16 protein-coding genes are annotated in these 16,901 nt (G+C 56.9%); 10 read left to right on the forward strand and 6 right to left on the reverse strand.

Annotated features, from left to right (window positions below; genetic code table 11):
- The first annotated feature begins 2 nt into the window (after positions 1-2).
- From PV433_RS28490 to PV433_RS28515, 6 genes are all read left to right on the forward strand, one after another.
- Positions 3-797, forward strand: a complete 795-nt coding sequence (locus PV433_RS28490) for an energy-coupling factor transporter transmembrane component T family protein (protein ID WP_332075395.1) — start codon at positions 3-5, stop codon at positions 795-797.
- Positions 798-814: 17 nt separating this feature from the next.
- Entirely contained in the window at positions 815-1,477 is a 663-nt protein-coding gene (gene tenA / locus PV433_RS28495) for a thiaminase II (protein ID WP_332075396.1), read from the forward strand.
- A 474-nt stretch (positions 1,478-1,951) separates the two neighbouring features.
- Positions 1,952-2,839, forward strand: coding sequence for a helix-turn-helix domain-containing protein (locus PV433_RS28500; protein ID WP_332075397.1), 888 nt, complete (start codon positions 1,952-1,954; stop codon positions 2,837-2,839).
- A gap of 263 nt (positions 2,840-3,102) precedes the next feature.
- Positions 3,103-4,419 (forward strand): ABC transporter substrate-binding protein, encoded by a 1,317-nt coding sequence (locus tag PV433_RS28505; RefSeq protein WP_332075398.1) that lies wholly within the window; start codon positions 3,103-3,105, stop codon positions 4,417-4,419.
- A 21-nt stretch (positions 4,420-4,440) separates the two neighbouring features.
- On the forward strand, positions 4,441-5,490 hold the full coding sequence (locus tag PV433_RS28510; RefSeq protein WP_332075399.1) for a M14 family zinc carboxypeptidase: 1,050 nt from the start codon (positions 4,441-4,443) through the stop codon (positions 5,488-5,490).
- 416 nt (positions 5,491-5,906) lie between these two features.
- Positions 5,907-6,209, forward strand: coding sequence for a transposase (locus PV433_RS28515; protein WP_332075400.1), 303 nt, complete (start codon positions 5,907-5,909; stop codon positions 6,207-6,209).
- Between the two features lie 220 nt (positions 6,210-6,429).
- Here PV433_RS28515 and PV433_RS28520 read toward each other — a convergent pair whose 3' ends face one another.
- The gene (locus PV433_RS28520; RefSeq protein ID WP_332075401.1) at positions 6,430-7,053 is read right to left on the reverse strand and encodes an NUDIX hydrolase; all 624 of its coding nucleotides are present in this window, start codon (positions 7,051-7,053) and stop codon (positions 6,430-6,432) included.
- Positions 7,054-7,389: 336 nt separating this feature from the next.
- Here PV433_RS28520 and PV433_RS28525 point away from each other — a divergent pair, with 336 nt between their 5' ends.
- On the forward strand, positions 7,390-8,259 hold the full coding sequence (locus PV433_RS28525) for an NUDIX domain-containing protein (protein WP_332075402.1): 870 nt from the start codon (positions 7,390-7,392) through the stop codon (positions 8,257-8,259).
- Positions 8,260-8,375: 116 nt separating this feature from the next.
- Positions 8,376-8,864 (forward strand): dihydrofolate reductase, encoded by a 489-nt coding sequence (locus PV433_RS28530; protein ID WP_332075492.1) that lies wholly within the window; start codon positions 8,376-8,378, stop codon positions 8,862-8,864.
- On the opposite strand, the gene PV433_RS28535 is transcribed toward PV433_RS28530, so the two are convergent.
- Together PV433_RS28535 and PV433_RS28540 are read right to left on the reverse strand one after the other, a co-directional pair.
- The gene (locus PV433_RS28535; RefSeq protein ID WP_332075403.1) at positions 8,861-9,502 is read right to left on the reverse strand and encodes a class I SAM-dependent methyltransferase; all 642 of its coding nucleotides are present in this window, start codon (positions 9,500-9,502) and stop codon (positions 8,861-8,863) included. The two genes, PV433_RS28530 and PV433_RS28535, sit on opposite strands and share 4 nt — an antisense overlap.
- 113 nt (positions 9,503-9,615) lie before the next feature.
- On the reverse strand, positions 9,616-9,762 hold the full coding sequence (locus PV433_RS28540) for a hypothetical protein (protein WP_190924316.1): 147 nt from the start codon (positions 9,760-9,762) through the stop codon (positions 9,616-9,618).
- Between the two features lie 138 nt (positions 9,763-9,900).
- Here PV433_RS28540 and PV433_RS28545 point away from each other — a divergent pair, with 138 nt between their 5' ends.
- Complete coding sequence (locus PV433_RS28545; RefSeq protein ID WP_332075404.1) at positions 9,901-10,305, forward strand: helix-turn-helix domain-containing protein; 405 nt, start codon at positions 9,901-9,903, stop codon at positions 10,303-10,305.
- A 321-nt stretch (positions 10,306-10,626) separates the two neighbouring features.
- Here PV433_RS28545 and PV433_RS28550 read toward each other — a convergent pair whose 3' ends face one another.
- Together PV433_RS28550 and PV433_RS28555 are read right to left on the reverse strand one after the other, a co-directional pair.
- Positions 10,627-12,171: a glycosyltransferase family 4 protein gene (locus PV433_RS28550; protein ID WP_332075405.1), complete on the reverse strand. Its 1,545-nt coding sequence runs from the start codon at positions 12,169-12,171 to the stop codon at positions 10,627-10,629.
- 283 nt (positions 12,172-12,454) lie between these two features.
- Positions 12,455-13,372, reverse strand: coding sequence for a LysR family transcriptional regulator (locus PV433_RS28555; protein WP_332075406.1), 918 nt, complete (start codon positions 13,370-13,372; stop codon positions 12,455-12,457).
- 175 nt (positions 13,373-13,547) lie between these two features.
- Here PV433_RS28555 and aroA point away from each other — a divergent pair, with 175 nt between their 5' ends.
- Entirely contained in the window at positions 13,548-14,909 is a 1,362-nt protein-coding gene (gene aroA, locus PV433_RS28560) for a 3-phosphoshikimate 1-carboxyvinyltransferase (protein WP_332075407.1), read from the forward strand.
- 429 nt (positions 14,910-15,338) lie between these two features.
- Here the strand turns inward: aroA and PV433_RS28565 are convergent, their stop codons facing one another.
- Positions 15,339-16,421: a YheC/YheD family endospore coat-associated protein gene (locus PV433_RS28565; RefSeq protein WP_332075408.1), complete on the reverse strand. Its 1,083-nt coding sequence runs from the start codon at positions 16,419-16,421 to the stop codon at positions 15,339-15,341.
- Between the last annotated feature and the right edge of the window lie 480 nt (positions 16,422-16,901).

Consider the following 16,901-nt stretch of genomic DNA (forward strand, 5'->3'; position numbering starts at 1 on the left):
CCGTGAATATCGAGTTTTCTTACCGGGAAACGTGGCTCCACCGGGTGAACCCGTCTCTCAAACTGTTGTTTTGCCTGACCTTGTTCATGTTCGTCCTGTTTACGCATAACCCGAGCGTGATGCTGAACGTTACGGCCGTTACGCTGCTCGGCTACGTCGCGGCAAGCGGCCATCCGTGGAAACGAATGGCGCTGTTCTCGCTGCCTGCCCTGCTGCTGTTCGTATCGTCGACGACGTCGATGATGTTTTACGGTAAAGGGGAAACGACCTGGTGGGACTTCGGGCTGATCCATATTACGAAGGAAAGCTTCTTCCGGGGCGTCCAGATCGGCCTCAAGTCGCTGTGCTTCGCCTTCGTCGGACTGCTGTTCGCGCTTACGACGCGGCCCGTGTTCTTGTTTTACTCGCTGATGCAGCAGTGCAAAGTGCCGCCCAAATACGCCTATAGCTTCATGGCCGCGATGCGGCTGCTGCCGATCATGTTCGAGGAGTTTCAGACGCTTCGTCACGCGCTGGCGGTCCGGGGCGTCGGCCGGGAGAAGGGGCTGAAGGGACTGTACCGGAAAATGAAAGCTTATTCGGTTCCGATGCTGGCCCAAAGCATCCGGCGCGCCCAGCGGATCGCCGTCGCGATGGAGGCGAAGCGGTTTGCCGGAAACGGCCGCCGGACGTATTACTACGTTGTCGGCTTCGGCACCGTAGACTTGTTCTTCGTCGCAGCGGCCGCCGCTTTATGCGCTGCGGCTTATGCAGCGGGAATTTTGTTTCCGTACGTCGATATTACGGATGTAAGATAGAGAAGGAGGAGAATCTTATGTTGTTTTCCAAACGTCTGAGAGAAGCCGCGGATGCAAGCTGGCAAGCCAGCTTTACCCATCCGTTCATAACGGGGATTGCCGATGGTAGCCTGCCGCTCGACCGGTTCAAGCATTATATGATGAACGACGCCTATTATTTGGCTTGCTACGCGCAAGTGCAGGCGCTCGGAGCGGCGAAGGCGCCGGATCTGCATACGTCGAGCCGGATGGCCGTCCACGTTCAGGGCACCTACGGCGCAGAGCTTTCGATGCATGAGAAATTTTCGGGCATGCTCGGCATTACCGACGAAGAGCGGGCGGCGTTCCAGCCTGCGCCGACGGCGTACGCCTATACGTCGCACTTGCTGCGTGCCGCTTATACCGGCCATTTCGGAGATATTATGGCGGCGATCCTACCTTGCTACTGGCTGTACTACGAGATTGGCGAAAGGCTCCAGGGCGCGACACCTGAGGAGCCGATCTATCGCGAATGGATTGCCGCATATGGCGGCGACTGGTTCCGCGATCTCGTGCAGGAGCAGGTCGACCGGCTCGACCGGATCGCTGAAGGCGTGACGGAAGCCGATCGGACGCGGATGGAGCGGCAGTTCCTGATCAGCAGCCAGTACGAGTACCAGTTCTGGGACATGGCTTACCGCAAGGAAGCGTGGCCGGTTTAATCAAACATGCGATGGATGTGACAGACAGCCGAATGGGATTCGGCTGTTTTTTTTAATCTGCCAGTAAGTTTAGGTTCTTTACCGTGCTAAAGGTAAGGGGTTTTCATACTTGGCGCTAGTGAACGTATACTCGGGTTCGATGACTAACGAATCGGATCGTGCTTATGGCTGAAAAACGACGTTATTCCAGTCGTAATGAATCCAGGCATCGTTATCGAACCGAAAGCGGAAAAAACGATCCGATTTGCGGGGAATAACCATACAAGAGTTCGTTACAAATTCAACGTCCGGATTCGGCTCTGATAACGAATGCCGGGTTCGTTAGCCATACCACCCACATGAAGACAACACGACTGCTTTTAGCGGACGGCTTTTCTTACTAACAGGAATGATGCTGTTGAATTTGTCGGGCGTGGGGAAGGAGATGGGTGCAGCTACGTGTAATATTGGAACGTATAGGAGAGGGGGCCGCGTATGATCGTAGCGAGAGCGCTGGAAAACGAGCTCTACTTTTTTCAATATTTGTCCACCCGGGATGAGATGTCCGAATCCGCATATTATTTTCATACTCACCAAGGGATCGAAATCTTGTATGTGTATGAAGGCAGCGGCCAAGTCATTCTTGACGATCGCTTTTATGCCGTTCATCCCCGTACTTTGCTTATTTTTAAACCGTTTCAGCTTCATTACATCCGCATGGACGTACCGCCGAAATATACGTGCTCGCTCATTAAAGTGAAGCCGATCTTCATGGAGCAGTGCGCGTCCGTTTTCCCCCAGTGCCACGACCTGATCTCCGGTTTTTTGAACGACGACGGGAGCAGTCAAATATTCGGGTTAAACGAAGCCCAGCACGCCCAGCTCCATGAAAAGTTTCGCAACTTAAACGATATTTTGCAGACGCCCGGCAGCCGCCAGCTTCAGGAAGAGGCCGTTATTTTGTTTCTGTTCACCTTTTTCGTTAACTTGGTCACAACCGTTATGCCGAATGCCGAGGCAGGCAAACCGGTCAAACCGCTGCGTACGACGCAGCACATCGGCAGTATCCTGAAATGGATCGATGCCCACTACAAGGAGCGGTATACATTGGACCGGCTGGCAGAGGAGCTGCATTTTTCGGTGAGCTATATGTCGAAGCTGTTTCGCCGGCAAACCGGGAAGAGCATTCACGAATATATAACAGAAAAAAGACTGGACCAGGCGCGCCTGCTGCTGCACACCCCGAAGTCCGTCGAAGCGATCAGCGAAGAGACGGGTTTTCACTCGCCGTCTCATTTCATTCGGACCTTTAAAGCCAAATACGGGGTTCCCCCGCATCAATACAGACTGGGCGCAGCCAAACGGTACGTCCCGCCGGAATGAGCGGATTATGCAATTTTTAAACCGGTTTCTGCTATCGGGGGTGTTGTATGCTTGAGGAGCGACGACCTCCCGGGAATGCGGATTGCAGCGGGCGGGAATTGTGCGGCGGTTCGGCTTGGCGGATGCGTTAGCGGTGAAGCATGAAGAAAACGATTATTTGTGTAATCGCATACACTTCAAAATCATCTTTTATTTGTAAAATTATTTGAACGCCGCCCAGCCGAAAAAAAACCGGTGAAAACAACAAATAGGGGAGATGTCGAATGAAAAAACAGGGGGCTGCGATGTGCGCCATCCTTGCTGCGGCCATGCTGGCCGGTTGCGGAGGAGGAAAGACGGGGGACGCCGAAGGCGAGACGGCCCGCAGCCCGGCCGATACGAAGCCGAAGGAGCCGGTGGAGCTGAAGCTCGTTCCTTATTGGCTTTCGATGAGCGACCGGGAATTCGAAGAACTGCTGTTTCAGCCTTTGAAGGCGAAATACCCGCACATTACGATGAAGCTCGATCGGACGGACCCGGCCCAATTGGCGGCTTCGGGGGAATTTCCGGATCTGTTTTACGTCGCCAACGTCAGGTACAGCACATTCAAAGATTTGGACATTCCGTACGATATGAGCGCGATGATCAAAAACAAAGACCATCCGATCGATCTGAACGCGTTCTCCAAGCCGAATATCGACTGGATCATCGAACTCGGTTCCAAGGGAGAGCTGTACGGGGTGCCTTTCGATCTGAATCATTACGCTTTGTTTTACAACAAGGACATTTTCGACAAAAGAGGGGTTCCTTATCCGAAGGACGGGATGACCTGGGGAGAGCTGCTCGAGCTGTCGAGAAGACTTACGTTCATCGATGCAGGCGTCCAATACCGGGGCTTCGTGCCTCCGAATCCGAACGTATTCTCCGGTACGAAAACGATGCCCATCTACGACCCGTCGACTAAAAAGGCGCTGCTGAACCGGGACAACCACAAGTCGATCCTGGAGCTGATCAAGCCCTTTTATGAAATTCCGGGCGTGGTGGTGAATAACGAGTTTCCGATCAAAGGCGCGGATTTCTTGAAAGACCGGACCGTAGCGATGATGGCGAACTGGCTGACGGACATACCGAGCGCGATGCAGGCGGGCAACATTCAGATGAACTACGATATTGCTGGCATGCCGTCCTTCGAGGACCTGCCCGGCGTTACGATTCATCCCGGCGCCAAAATGATGGGAATATCCAAGACGAGCAAGCATAAGGAAGATGCTTATCTGGCCATTCAGTTTTTCACTTCGCCCGAAGTGCAAAAGAAAATCAATCGGGGCGGGCGTTTGACCGCTCTGGCGGACGAAACGATCCGTAAAGATTTCGGTGCCGACATGGAAGTGCTGAAAGGCAAAAACATTCAAGGCGCGCTGGCGGTCAAGCCGGCCAAAATGATTCCTCCGCATGAATACAATGCGATCATCGACGGGTTGTTCAACGGGACGGCGGCGGGACTCGCGACAGGATCGAAAGATATCAATACGCTGCTGAGGGAAGCCCAGGAAGCGGCGGATAAAGCGATTGCCGAAGCGGAAGCGGCCAAGAAAAAATAAGTAGATACCGGAGGCTCACGAATGGGCGATTCGCAAACGATTCCGACGTATTGGAAAAGCAGTCTGGAGCATGTGGAGCAAACGTTGTCCCTCGTCAAACGGGGGCAGGTCGAGACGTTTGCCCGTTCGGCCGGCGGCAGGAACATCTATGCCGTCTCCTACGGGGAGAAGCAAAACTTTGGCAGAAAAGCGAACTACAACTCCGCTTGCGGGGTCGGCGATGTATCGGCTTATGCGCAGAAGAGCAGGAACCATAAACCCGTCATCTCGATCGTAGGGGGCGTTCACGGCGGAGAGCTGGAAGGCGTGGTTGCCGTCTTGAATCTGATCCGTTTGCTGGAAACCGGCTCCGATTGGGACGGGAAGGAGAGTGCGTATTTGTCTCGCTGTGCTGCCGGGCGGTTTCGGCTTGTGCTCATCCCGTGCATGAATCCCGACGGCCGGGCGCGCATTCCTTTCGATACGCTCGTAGGCATGCCTTTCGCCGACATGCGTTATTACGTCCAAGGTACTTGGAAGGATGGCACGCTGTGCGGCTGGCCGGGGTGCAAGGCGGTGCATCCGATCGCGGACGCGGTCGATTTTCTCGGCGGCTATTTTAACGATGACGGCATTAATTTGATGCACGACAACTTCTTCTCGCCGATGGCGGAAGAAACGAAACGGCTGATGGAGCTGATCGACCGGGAAGCGGCAGACGCGACCGTGCTTCTGCACGGCGGTTCCAATTCGGTCAACCATCTTTTGCCGACCGCTTACGTCCCGCCTTTTATCGAGAAGAAACAAAACCGTCTGGTCGATTTGCTGGCTGAAGCATACCGGGCGAAAGGAATTCCGTTCAAAGCGATCCATGGACGGGGAATCGGGGAGGAGGCCGGCGCTCCGCCTTCGTTTAATCTGACTTCGGCGCTGCACCACGTCAGCGGCGGATTGTCGATGACGTTCGAGTCGAACATGGGGCTTGACGCTCCCGGCCCCAGATACACGTACGAAGAGATGCTGCAGGGACATTATATCCTGTTTGAAGAGCTGCTGCGATTTATGGAGAAGGAGTGTCCGTTATATTCGTGAATTGTACGAGTGAGCGGATGAATCGCTGCTAGAACGGTAAAAAACGGTAAGGTGCGATGGCGGGGAAGAAGGCGAAGAAAGGGAAGAGCGCAGAGGTGACTTGGTCAAGACGCTGAGAAACATCCCACGCCGCTCGGCGACAGCTGTTCGTAGCGCCGAACGCTAGACCGTGAAGACCCGCAGACGGCGACGACTGTGAAGACCGATCAGACCGATCATACCGATCATACCGTCAAGACTACAGAGACTGCCAAGACCACGGAGACTACCAAGTCTGACAACGTGGCCGTTTGCTGACTCGATGAGAAGTAGAATCCGATTGGACCGCCGACCGAACATTTCTTTTCCTGCATGTATCCTTCCGGCCGCTTCTGTCCATGCTGAATGCAAAAGCGGCAGGGAGTGTGGGATGGTAGATGAAACTGTTAATCGTCGTTGGGACGCTGGTCGTACCGGTGCTGTTCGTTATGCTCCGGCGGATGTCCGGCCTGTTGGAGGCGCTGCTCGATGCGCTGGCGCTTGTGAGCGCCTTCGGCTTCGGCATCTTGTCCGCGTTTGCGGTTCAAGATATCCGGGCGCACGGAACGGTGTATGCGACGGAGGTGCACCGCGTGTTCGAAAGCTGGGCGTTTCTTCTATTCGGCAGCTATCTGGGGCTGTATTTGCTGTACCTTTTGCTGTGGAGTACGATGACGGCTTATCGGCGTGCGGACCGCTGATCAGTACGATAAGTGCTAGACACCGGCAGGGTCGCTGATCCGGGAACGCCGTTCCGGAAGACACTGGCAGGGTCGCTGACCCGGGAACGCCGTTCCGGAAGCACGGTCTCAGCATCGCCGGCCCAGGAACGCCGTCCCGGAATCCCGACCAGGATCAGCCAGCGTGGAAGCACCGGCTTCCGCTGGCATCGTGCTACCGGTCGTCGCGCACCGGTACCTTTTACGAAAAGTGACGCCGTACCGCGCCCAATATATGGCGGTAATACGCCGCCCCGTGCGGTACGAAATCGTCGCGGGACAGCTGTCGGGCAACTTCGCGGGGATGCCCGTCCGCTCCGGTCTCGATTCCGCTTGCACCGATTGAATCGATCTCGCCTTCGAACAGGCGGGAGGCGTCGGCCGCGAGCACCTTCACAAGCCCCACAACCTCGTCCGGCTGCAGAGTATATGCTTCCAACGGCTGGATGCAGCCGTACAGAAACGTATGGTAAAACTCGCGGTCGATCAAATCCCGGTAGCGGATCTCGACCGGAATCGTCCCGATCGGGATCAACTCGTCGAAGCGGACCCGAAGACCGAGCTCCTCTTCCAGCTCCCGCACGCCGTCCTCCACCGTTTCTCCGGCCAGCAGATGCCCTGCGCTCGTAATGTCGTATTTATCCGGATGCGTATCTTTGCCGGGGTGGCGTTTCTGGAGCAGGAGACAAGGTCCTTCGCTGCTCGGGGTGACGATCCAGCAGTGGAACGTCTGGTGCCAGTATCCGTTCTTATGCGTGTCTGCACGCGTGGCGGTGCCGATGATGTTCATCTGTTCGTCGAAAATATCGAATACTTCATGCTTCATAGCCTTCATCCCCTCTGTCTGGCGTTTCCACACATTGTACCACAACCGAAGGGAAAGACGGGCGACCGAACCCTCACGAAGCGAGCTTGGTCCAGCTCCTGCATCTCGTGTTCGGAATACGGCTCCGGCTGCAGACTTGCAGTTCGCGTTTGTTTTTCACCTTGAAAGTCTTGGCCCCCCCCTGTGCCTACTCCCTTATCGTAAACGCTCACACCGTAATCGGCAGCTTGTTCGGCATCTGCAGAAGTTTATGTAACCGCTAAAACAGGCGGATGGATATGGTAAGATAGGAGGGTGAGAAGATCAGGATTTGGCTGAGGAGGAAGGGGACGGGGTATGAACAAATTGGAACGGACGGTGGGCCAAGAGGGGGATCAGCGGGCGGACCAACCGGATAACAAACTTGCGGGCATACCGGAGCGCGGACCGAAGGATGCACAGAAGGACGAACCGAAATACGAACCGAAATACGAACCGAAGAACGAACCGGAAGAAGAACAAACGAAGGACGAACTAGCGGCCCCCCCCCCCGAGAATGACCCGGGGCACCAGCCGGATCGAGACCTGACCCACGTTCCGGCGATTCTGGAGCTGATGCCGGAAGAGGCGGAGATCGGGACGGGACTTGCGCTACGGGATCGCAGCGGCAGGCTGCTGTTTTTCGTAGCCGGGTCGAGACACCGGATGGAGGAAGGCGAACGGTTTTTTGCCGGTATTGGCGGGCACCTGGAGCCCGGGGAGTCGCTGACGGAATGCGCGGAGCGAGAAGCTCGCGAGGAGATCGGGGCCGAAGTGGAGCTGCGTCATGCGGAGCGCACGTTCCGGGTATCGTCTGCGGGTGTCGTGTCGGAGATCGCCGTCTCTGATCGTCCCGCTCCTTATGTCTGGTACGAGATGATTCATCCGCCGGGAAGCCCGCGCGAAGGCCGCCGCTACCAGATCGTGATCTATAGGGCAATTCTGGCCGGGCCGCTTTCCGAGCTGAAGGAGGACGAGGTGTGCGGAGTGATTGCGATGACGGATCAGCAGGTGGCCGAAGCGTCCGGGCGCAAGCCGACCTTGCGGGAGCTGATCGGCGAGGGGGCTGGGCTGGTGGCGGCGCTGCCGGGGCTCGAGCCGGAGACGAGGCTGTTTCCGATCGGGACGGCGGCAGCCTTGTCGTTTATCTTCCAAGCCGTCGGGAGCGATGAACGGATGCTGTCGTGAAGGCGGCTACGCGACTTGGGCAGAGGGGGAGATCGATGATGACAGAGGAAGGCGGCGAGACGCTCCGGACGATCGGAAGAAAGCTCCGGGAGCGGCCGGGAGGGACCGGAATCGCGATGATCGCAGCGATGGATCGTAACCGGGTTATCGGCGTGAACAACACGATCCCGTGGAGGCTTCCAGCCGAGCAGCAATATTTCAAGCGGGTGACGATGGGGCACACGGTCGTATCGGGCAGGCTGAATTATGAGGATATGAAACGACCGCTGCCGGGGAGAAGGAACGTGATTCTGACGCGGGACAATGATTATGCGGCTCCGGGCTGCGAGATTGCGGGATCGGCCGAGGACGTGCTGGAGCGTTATGCGGGAGACGAAAATTCCCCGCTGTTTATTATAGGCGGGGAACAAATATACCGGTTGTTTATGCCGGTAGCGGATATGTTGTATGTAACGGTTATCGATGCGGAGTTTGAAGGAGATGCCTATTTTCCCGAATTCCATGCATCGGAATGGACCGAGGTGTCGCGGCAAGAAGTGAAGGCGGACGAGTATAACAGCTTCGGCTATACATACTTGGTATACAAAAGACGGACGTCTGGTTAAGGGAGCCGGTAGCGCACCCACCAGAAGCACGAAGACACTTGCACCTGCAGTTCGGTTGCACGCGGGGTGAACAAGCCGATGAGATCGTCTGCGCGGTAGCAGTTTTTTATTATTTCTTGCCTGGTGCCATCGGACAGCGTTCTCAGCTTGTACGTGTCTTCCTCGCTTTCGCGTTGGAACAACTCGCCACCGGCCTCTTCGACGTAACTATGGTCGGCCATGAATACGACAGCCCCGGGATCAAGCCGGGCATGGAAGCCGTCCAAAAAGTCGTTCAGCCGGGATTTGGGAACATGGGACAGCCAGAAGGCAGCCAGGCCTGCATTGAAAGGGCCGGGTACTTTCTCGAGCGCGAAGGCGTCGGCGCGGATAAAGCGGACTTTGTCCGGCGATAAGTCTCTGGCGATGGCGATATCCAGCGATTCCATCGTCATGTCGGTAGCCGTCACCCGTCTGGCCGCCGCGGCTGCGCGCTCCGTCCAGTAACCGGCGCCGCAGGCGATCTCCAGCACATCGCACCCGTTCAGGGCGCCTTGCATGCAGCGTTCCAACTCGACCAGTTCGCTTCGGCAAGCGGGATCGTCGTGATGGTATGCGCTTTCGTGCTCGCGTGCCCGCCTGCTGTAATAGAACTGCATCGTCTTCCCCCTAGCGGTATCGGAATGGGCTGCGGTCCGGCCCCTGCAAGCAGCGGCCGCCGTCCGCAGGCGATCATCATCCTAGTATTCAATTCAATATAATCGTACCTAAATTAGGTTCGGGGAGTCCGGCGGATTTCCTCCATCTCCTTGCGCATTTTTTCCCGGTAACGCATCTCTGCCCGGATGGAATAGGCAAATCCGATTATACCGAGGATCAGAATCGTCACGATGACGGGAGTATTATAAGCGGCGATCACGTAATTTACACCTCCTTTCATCCCAATCAATATTTTCCATTGCATATATTTCAAATTATAACCCATGTCTTGAATAATCTTCAATAGTGTATTGAAGAAAATTCAAATCTTTTATACTGAAAGTCGAGGTGATAAGTAATGACTTTCGGTGCGAGATTGAAAAGCGCCAGAAACAGCAAGCGGCTCACCCAGCAGCAAGTGGCTGACAGTCTCGGCCTTAATTTTACGACAATATCCAAGTACGAAAATGATAAATCCCAGCCCGATAACGAGATTCTGCACCAGATGTCCATTCTGTACAATGTCTCGATCGATTGGCTGCTTACAGGGGAGACGGGCGGCGGAGCGGCCTCCGGACCGGGTAAGGCGAAAGTATACTTCGACGGCGAAGTGGAAGAGCTGACGGAAGAGGAAGCTCAGCACGTGCGGGATTCGCTCGAGATGTTTCGCCTGCTCAAGGAGAAGCGGGCCAAGTACGATAGCAGCCGGAAACCGGACGGCGGTCATACGGACGACGAGAGAGCGGACGATGAGAACGACTGAACAACAACGACTAACAACAACTACCAACGATTAACAACGACTAACCCTTATAATTAACGATAAATAACGAAGAAAACAAACAAAGAGAATATCCCAAAAGTGTCGGATGACAAGGGAACGTCCTGATATCCAAACGAAAGGACCTCAACTTCACGGTAACGTGAGGGCTGAGGTCCTTTTTTTTCGAGGAACGTCGGCTTGAAGCAGGACATGAATATTTAATCGCAAAATGACTTCGGGGAAAGCCCCCGTCTCTGCTTGACCCGGGACGGTATTCCATCATGCGGCGGCGGCCTGGCGGCGGACGAAAGATCCGACCGCTCATCTGGCGCACGAATAGTAGATGCTCTCGTATGCCTGCGCTTCCTGCTCCATTGTAGGGATCGGGTCGTTTGTCAGGTTCGCCTTGAACGTGTTCAGCAAGGCCGGGTTCTTAAGCAGCGTCCGGATTCGCGAAGCGAGGTGGGCCGCGTCGCCGAGACGGAACGTATAGCCGTTCACTCCGTCCTTCACTTTCTCCGCCATGCCGCCGGCATTCGAGACGAGAGCCGGGACGTTGAACGATAACGCCTCGTACAGCACCAGCGGATAATTTTCGTACCAGACTGACGGAACGATCGCCACATCGGCATTTTGATAAATGCCCGGGATCTCGTCTTCGGTATAGAGACCGCACAGCTCCACACGGCGGTCTTTGGCCGCTTCGAGCTGCAGCCTTTCCGTATAAGCGGCCGGTCCGGAGCCGTAGATTTTCAGCTTCAGCTTTTTGGACGGGACGAGGGCCATCGCCTCGAGCAGGAGATGAACGCCTTTGTGATCGTTCAGCGAGCCACCGTAAAAAAACGTCAAAGCGTCGCCGCGCTTGTAAGTTTTATTGTTTCCGAGCGCCGGATCACGATGGATGCCGTGGTTCAATACTTCCACCTTCAGGTCCGGCAGCGAATATTTCATCATCGAGGCGAGAAAGGCCGACGGGGACAAAATTTTACGTGCGGCTTGCAGCAGAGGAATATGCGTGGCGAACCGCTGCTCGACGCCCGGAATCTGGCAATGCTGAAGGCAGGCGGCGCCTTGCTCCGGGCCTGCGCACAGGTTGCGGCTTGTATGCAGCATAATCCCTTTCGGACACAGAAACCAGAAGTCCGTTAGAGTGATCACGTAAGGCACGCCGAGCCGCAAGCACGCCTGGATGAACTCCATCGCGCGCATAGGATGCCCGATATGGAGAAGATCCGGCTGCTCCTCAGTGATAAGTTCATCCGCGAAGGAGGCGAGATCCGGATGCCCGATCCCGAATGATCGGGCCGGGTCAAGGCTCTTGTGCCGATAGGCGATCACCGGCACTCCATCGTAGTCGTATTCCCGGTAGACGACCTCGCCGTGCGTGTGAGGAAACGTATCCGGCTCGCCTCCGCTGTAGGTCGCGACTTTAACGCGATGACCGCCGGCGAGCATCGACTTGGCCATCGTCAGGACGAATTTCTCGGTGCCGGTGTACGCTTCGGGATAAAACTGATGGACCAGATACAAAATATTCAGCTTTTTCCCGGGAGTCCCGGCAGAGACGGAGGCCGGATCGTAACGGGAAACCTCCGGCAGCTCCAGACTCGGCACATGAATGGCGGGGCGGGTTTCCCGCACCCGGACCGGGGAGAGACGGCTTCGCCGTTTGGCGGGCAGACGATCACGTTTGAAGCGGCGCTGCCCTTTTGCTGCGATCCGGCGCTTGTGCGCAAGCGATTTCTTCCTGCTTCCGCCTGCTGCTCCCGCCTTTCTTGCATGAATGCGGCCCGTTCTCTTGGACCGGAGACGCTTGAGTCGGAGGGGTGGTGACGACACTGGCTTTTTTCGTTTTTTTGGCGGCAATCGGAGAACCTCCCTGCACCGTTTTACGATCCCATCAGGCATATGTCGTATAGAGGTTGTTCAAAAAGCCCACTTTTGATCACGAAGCCGATCAGGAAGCCAGCTCGACATCGAATATGGCATTCAGCCGGAACTTCCGGTGCTCACAAAAGCTCGCACTACGCTCCGCTCCTCATTTCCTAGCTTCATCCCATCTTCTCGGTGCTGAAAACCGGACTTTTTGACACTTACGTATACTATATGCTCACAGCGCCCCCAAACTCGCGGGCGGATCTAACGGGTTTTACGATTCGTTCGATAGATCTTCTTCTGTCGAATCGCCGATATGCTGGGATAACTGCTGGACGAACAGTGCGGCGGCCAGCGACAACGACTGCTGCGGAGCCGAGACGACCCCGATCGAGCGGGCTGGAATCGGTTCGCGGGCGCGGATCTCAAGCAGAGCTCCCGATTCCAGTTCTTTGCTGACGAAATCGCGGGTAACGAAGGCGACGCCCATATTTTTGACGGCGAATTCGACGAGCAGATCGACGCTGCTAAGCTCGATATCCGGTTCCAGGCTTAGCCCGTGCGTCTGCAGGTAGGAGTGGAAAAAGGAACGCGTCCGGCTCCCCGCCGACAGCAGGACGAACGGCTCCCGCACGAGCTCGTGCAGCGAGACCGGGGACGAGGCGAGATGAGCAAAGGCTGGTCCTGCGACGAAGCAGTCCTGAATGCCGCGGCGGGCGGCAACGAGCGAGTCTTCCCGGGCCGGCAGGTGGATCATGCCGCAATCAATCGAGCCTGCGGCCAGACGCGTCATGATTTCTTCGCTTTTGCCATGCGACAAGATGATCCGGATGCCGGGCCTCCCGCTTCGGAACGATTCGAGGAAAGGCAGCAAGTAATGCTTGCACAACGAATCGCTTGCGCCGAGCCGGACGATGCCCGACATATACGATTTCATTTCCCCGATTTTCCGTTCCCCGGCCTGCAGCAGCCCGAACGCCTGCTCCACGAACCGGTGAAGCACCCGGCCTTCCTCCGTCACGTCGACCCCTTTCGATCTGCGGACGAGCAGCTTCACACCGAGCTGCTCTTCGAGCTGCCGGATCGCATAGCTGGCGCTCGGCTGCGTCATGTACAACTCCTCGGCTGCTTTCGTTATGCTTCCGAGCCGGACGGCTAGCTCAAACACTTTATACTGATCGATAGCACTCATGATATAGAACACCTCTATGACAAATATCCATAACATCAATTTTTCATTTATCATACTCCTCTTTATAATCAAACACAATGACAACGCGCCGAATGCTGTAGCGAATTCCGGAGAGCGGGGACGGGAAACGGGATCGGCGCGTCTGTCCCATTACACATGGGGAGGATGAGTGGGCATGAATCATACAGACGGGGATATGGAGGCGAGATCGCCGTGGTCCGGGCTTCAGGGTGCGGCGGAAGCGGAGCTTCATCCGCCTGTAGGGGCTGTTCATCAGCCGGAATGGATCGTCGCCGGCAGCAAAAGCGTCACGAACCGGGTGTTTCTTATGGCCGCCATGGCGGACGGGAGCTCGGTAATCGGCAATGCGCTGCGAAGCGACGATACGTACTGGTGTCTGAACGCGTTGCGCCGGCTTGGCGTAAAGGCGGATACGACCGGGGAGGACATCCGGATCGAGGGAACAGGAGGGGTGTGGCCTAACCGCAAGGCCGCTTTGTATGCGGGAGCAGCGGGAACGGTCGCCCGTTTTTTGCCCGGCCTTCTGGCCGGCGATGAGGGCGGCTTGTGGCGGATGGAAGGCAGCCGAAGTCTTCGGGAACGGCCGATCGCACCGCTCGTTACGGCACTGAGGGCGATGGGGGCGGAGATCCGGTACGCGGACGAGGAGGGCAAGCTTCCGATTGAGATTGCGGGGAAACGGCTGAGAGGCGGGGCGGTTTCCTTGTCCGGGTCCGTCTCCAGCCAATTTCTGAGCGGCGTGCTGATAGCGAGCCCTTATGCGGCTGAAGAGACCAAAATCGTCGTGCCGGACGGCATCGTGCAGCACGCTTATGTCCGCATTACGATCGAGCTTATGGAGCGTTTCGGAGTACCGGTAACGCACGGGGACCGCTTCGACCGCTTCGTGGTCCGGCCCCGGCGGTACAGAGGGCAGACGTTATCGATCGAAGCGGACGCCTCGACCGCTTGTTATCCGCTGGCCTTTGCCGCCCTGACCGGAGGTTATATCCGGATCGCCAATCTCGATCCCCGGACCCGCCAGCCGGATATCGGCTTCGCCGGACTGCTTCGGCGGATGGGCTGCCGGGTCGGCCTGGACGGCGGAGCGGTGGAGCTCTGGGGCGCTCCGCGTCTGCGCGGCGGATTCGAGATCAGCATGAAGGAGATGTCCGATCAGGCGATGACGCTGGCTGCGATCGCGCCGTTTGCCGATGCGCCGATCACGATTACCGGCGTCGCTCATATCCGGACTCACGAATGCGACCGGATCGCGGCGATCTGCGAATCGCTCGGCAAGCTGGGCATCCGGGTCGACGAGCGCGAAGACGGCATGACGATTCATCCGGGAATTCCGTCCGCGGCCGTACTTCCGACGTACGACGACCACCGGGTGGCGATGTCGCTCGCTTTGATCGGCGCCAGGGTGCCGGGCATCCGGCTGCTCGATCCGGGCTGCGTGTCCAAGACGTGCCCGACTTTTTTTGACGATATGAGCCGTCTGGGGCTGCAGGTCCGTCTCCATTCCGTGCGATAAAACGCCTAATAATTCCTGATTAAGGTACCGTTAATGAGCGCCAATCCCATGGGTCTTGGCGTGCATATTGCTGTCGCCGGGGAGCTTGTCCTTTCACCGATGAGGGCGGGCTGCATATACAAAAGCATAGGAAACCGGCAAATCCGGCGGGCGGGCTGCGCAGCAGCGAAGAGGGAAGGTCCCGAGGGAGACGGGGGAAGCCGGCTTGCCGCACAAGCGTGAAACTCCCGGCACGGTGCAATGCGTCACATGAAGGGGGTCCGCCCCATGGCTATGGTATGCCTCATACATGCATCGATGCACGGATGAGTCTTTCGCCGGAACGGCAGACACCGGAAGAGCAGCGCTCTCCCGGTGTCCGGGTTCGGCATGGCCCGGCAGTTCGCGCGGAGACCGGAGGAAGGCCGGCCGCTTTTTGCCGGGAACGTGTCAGGGCTGTCCGGTGCGCTCCGATTCGAGCAAATATTTGGCGTAACCGATCGGATTGGAATACGTCATCTGAAACATATCCGGCATATTGCCTTTTTGAAAGCTGTACCTCAAATCCCTCCCATTGCATTCAATGAACATGGGAAAACCGAACTCCGTCAAGCCGACGTCGAGGCCGATATCCGCCAGATGGGTCAAATGCTCGCTCAACTGCCTCGCGACACGGATCGAGAAGTCGCACAGATCGCGCTGAACGATACCGGGGTTCAACTGCGGATACGGCTCCAGCACCTCCTTCAGCGTACGGACGACTCCGCCTTGCGCTACGTTGGTGCGAAAGGCGCCTAGTTTGGCGACTTTGGCGGCAATGCCGCTTACTTGCCACTCCCCGGTTTCGCCTCGCTGCACGGTTACGCGCAGGTCGAACGGTTTGCCGTGGTAGGTGGCAAGCGGCAGCAACTGCTGGACGAGATAAGGCCGCGCCTTCAGCTTGCGCCGGGCAATCGCAGGGAGCCGCTGCTTGAATGCGATCGCCTTGCCGCTGCGGGTGGCGCCGTGGAGCAGCCAGCCGTGTGCGGTACGCTCCAGCTTCATAATGCCCATGCCGATGCTGCTGCTGTTCGGCTTCAGGATAAGCAGCGGATATGCCGCCATCATTTCTTTGATCACGGCCGGGGTCGCTTCGCGGGTCACCGGCAAGTGCGGACGGAGAGACGGGGACATCATGAGCAGTTGGTGAATATACCCTTTTCCGTAACGGTTCCACTCGTTAAATATGAACTTGCCGTCCTGAACGAGCTCCTGGATCGCGCGTTTCGGACGTTTCTTCGTGTACAGCGTCCGGTTGTGAATGACGTTCGGAACCGGGATCGTGATCCGTTTGTATCCGGTCTGCGTATGCACATAAGCGCTGACGACAGGCTGTCCGGGACGAATGTCCCTCAGCCGGAAAAAGCAAGGCGTAACTCCATGAAGCCTGCCGGCCTGTTCGTAATGGGGAAGCGATTCATGATACATGCGTCCGCTGGGTATGCGCCGGTACCATGCATCGCCCACAAGTATGCCCACAAAGGGTTTGTTCATGGCTGCTCCTTCACCTCCCGTAATACCTTATGCTTCCGGAAGGCCCGCGGTCTGGACGAGTGCTGTGCCGGGCGGAACTTTTTGTACGCGAACGCCTTGTCCGCGATTTCTTGCTGTGCTGGCCAGGCGCTCGTGCGGCGGTCGCACCGCGATAGCATCGCAATTGCGTTGCAATTGTCCCGTGATTCAATGGGGTTCATCCTGTGTTCCGCCTCTCGTGTATGCCGATGCGTCGGAGACGGCGCTTGACGTACGGCTATAATGCGGCGCACCCGGCTTCGGCGGGGATGTATATTTGGTCGAAGCTTCCATACACTAATCGGGCTTGGACCAATTCGAAAGGAAGTGGACCCTATGAGCCGCAATCAGGCGAACAACAACGGCAAGCGGAGCCAGCCGGGCAACAAGAGAGACTCCGAGACGGCACAAGCGGGAACGTCGAAAGAGAAGTAAGGTTGTATGGCTGTACGAGATGTATGC

Origin of the sequence: Paenibacillus sp. GYB004 (assembly GCF_036577605.1) — a bacterium.
GTDB lineage: Bacteria > Bacillota > Bacilli > Paenibacillales > NBRC-103111 > Paenibacillus_AB > Paenibacillus_AB oceani.

Coding starts and splice junctions, on each gene's coding strand:
- tenA (WP_332075396.1), top strand. CDS start 815: ATGTTGTTTTCCAAACGTCTGAGAGAAGCCGCGGATGCAAGCTGGCAA.
- PV433_RS28500 (WP_332075397.1), top strand. CDS start 1,952: ATGATCGTAGCGAGAGCGCTGGAAAACGAGCTCTACTTTTTTCAATAT.
- PV433_RS28505 (WP_332075398.1), top strand. CDS start 3,103: ATGAAAAAACAGGGGGCTGCGATGTGCGCCATCCTTGCTGCGGCCATG.
- PV433_RS28510 (WP_332075399.1), top strand. CDS start 4,441: ATGGGCGATTCGCAAACGATTCCGACGTATTGGAAAAGCAGTCTGGAG.
- PV433_RS28515 (WP_332075400.1), top strand. CDS start 5,907: ATGAAACTGTTAATCGTCGTTGGGACGCTGGTCGTACCGGTGCTGTTC.
- PV433_RS28520 (WP_332075401.1), bottom strand. CDS start 7,053: ATGAAGCATGAAGTATTCGATATTTTCGACGAACAGATGAACATCATC.
- PV433_RS28525 (WP_332075402.1), top strand. CDS start 7,390: ATGAACAAATTGGAACGGACGGTGGGCCAAGAGGGGGATCAGCGGGCG.
- PV433_RS28530 (WP_332075492.1), top strand. CDS start 8,376: ATGATCGCAGCGATGGATCGTAACCGGGTTATCGGCGTGAACAACACG.
- PV433_RS28535 (WP_332075403.1), bottom strand. CDS start 9,502: ATGCAGTTCTATTACAGCAGGCGGGCACGCGAGCACGAAAGCGCATAC.
- PV433_RS28545 (WP_332075404.1), top strand. CDS start 9,901: ATGACTTTCGGTGCGAGATTGAAAAGCGCCAGAAACAGCAAGCGGCTC.
- PV433_RS28555 (WP_332075406.1), bottom strand. CDS start 13,372: ATGAGTGCTATCGATCAGTATAAAGTGTTTGAGCTAGCCGTCCGGCTC.
- aroA (WP_332075407.1), top strand. CDS start 13,548: ATGAATCATACAGACGGGGATATGGAGGCGAGATCGCCGTGGTCCGGG.
- PV433_RS28565 (WP_332075408.1), bottom strand. CDS start 16,421: ATGAACAAACCCTTTGTGGGCATACTTGTGGGCGATGCATGGTACCGG.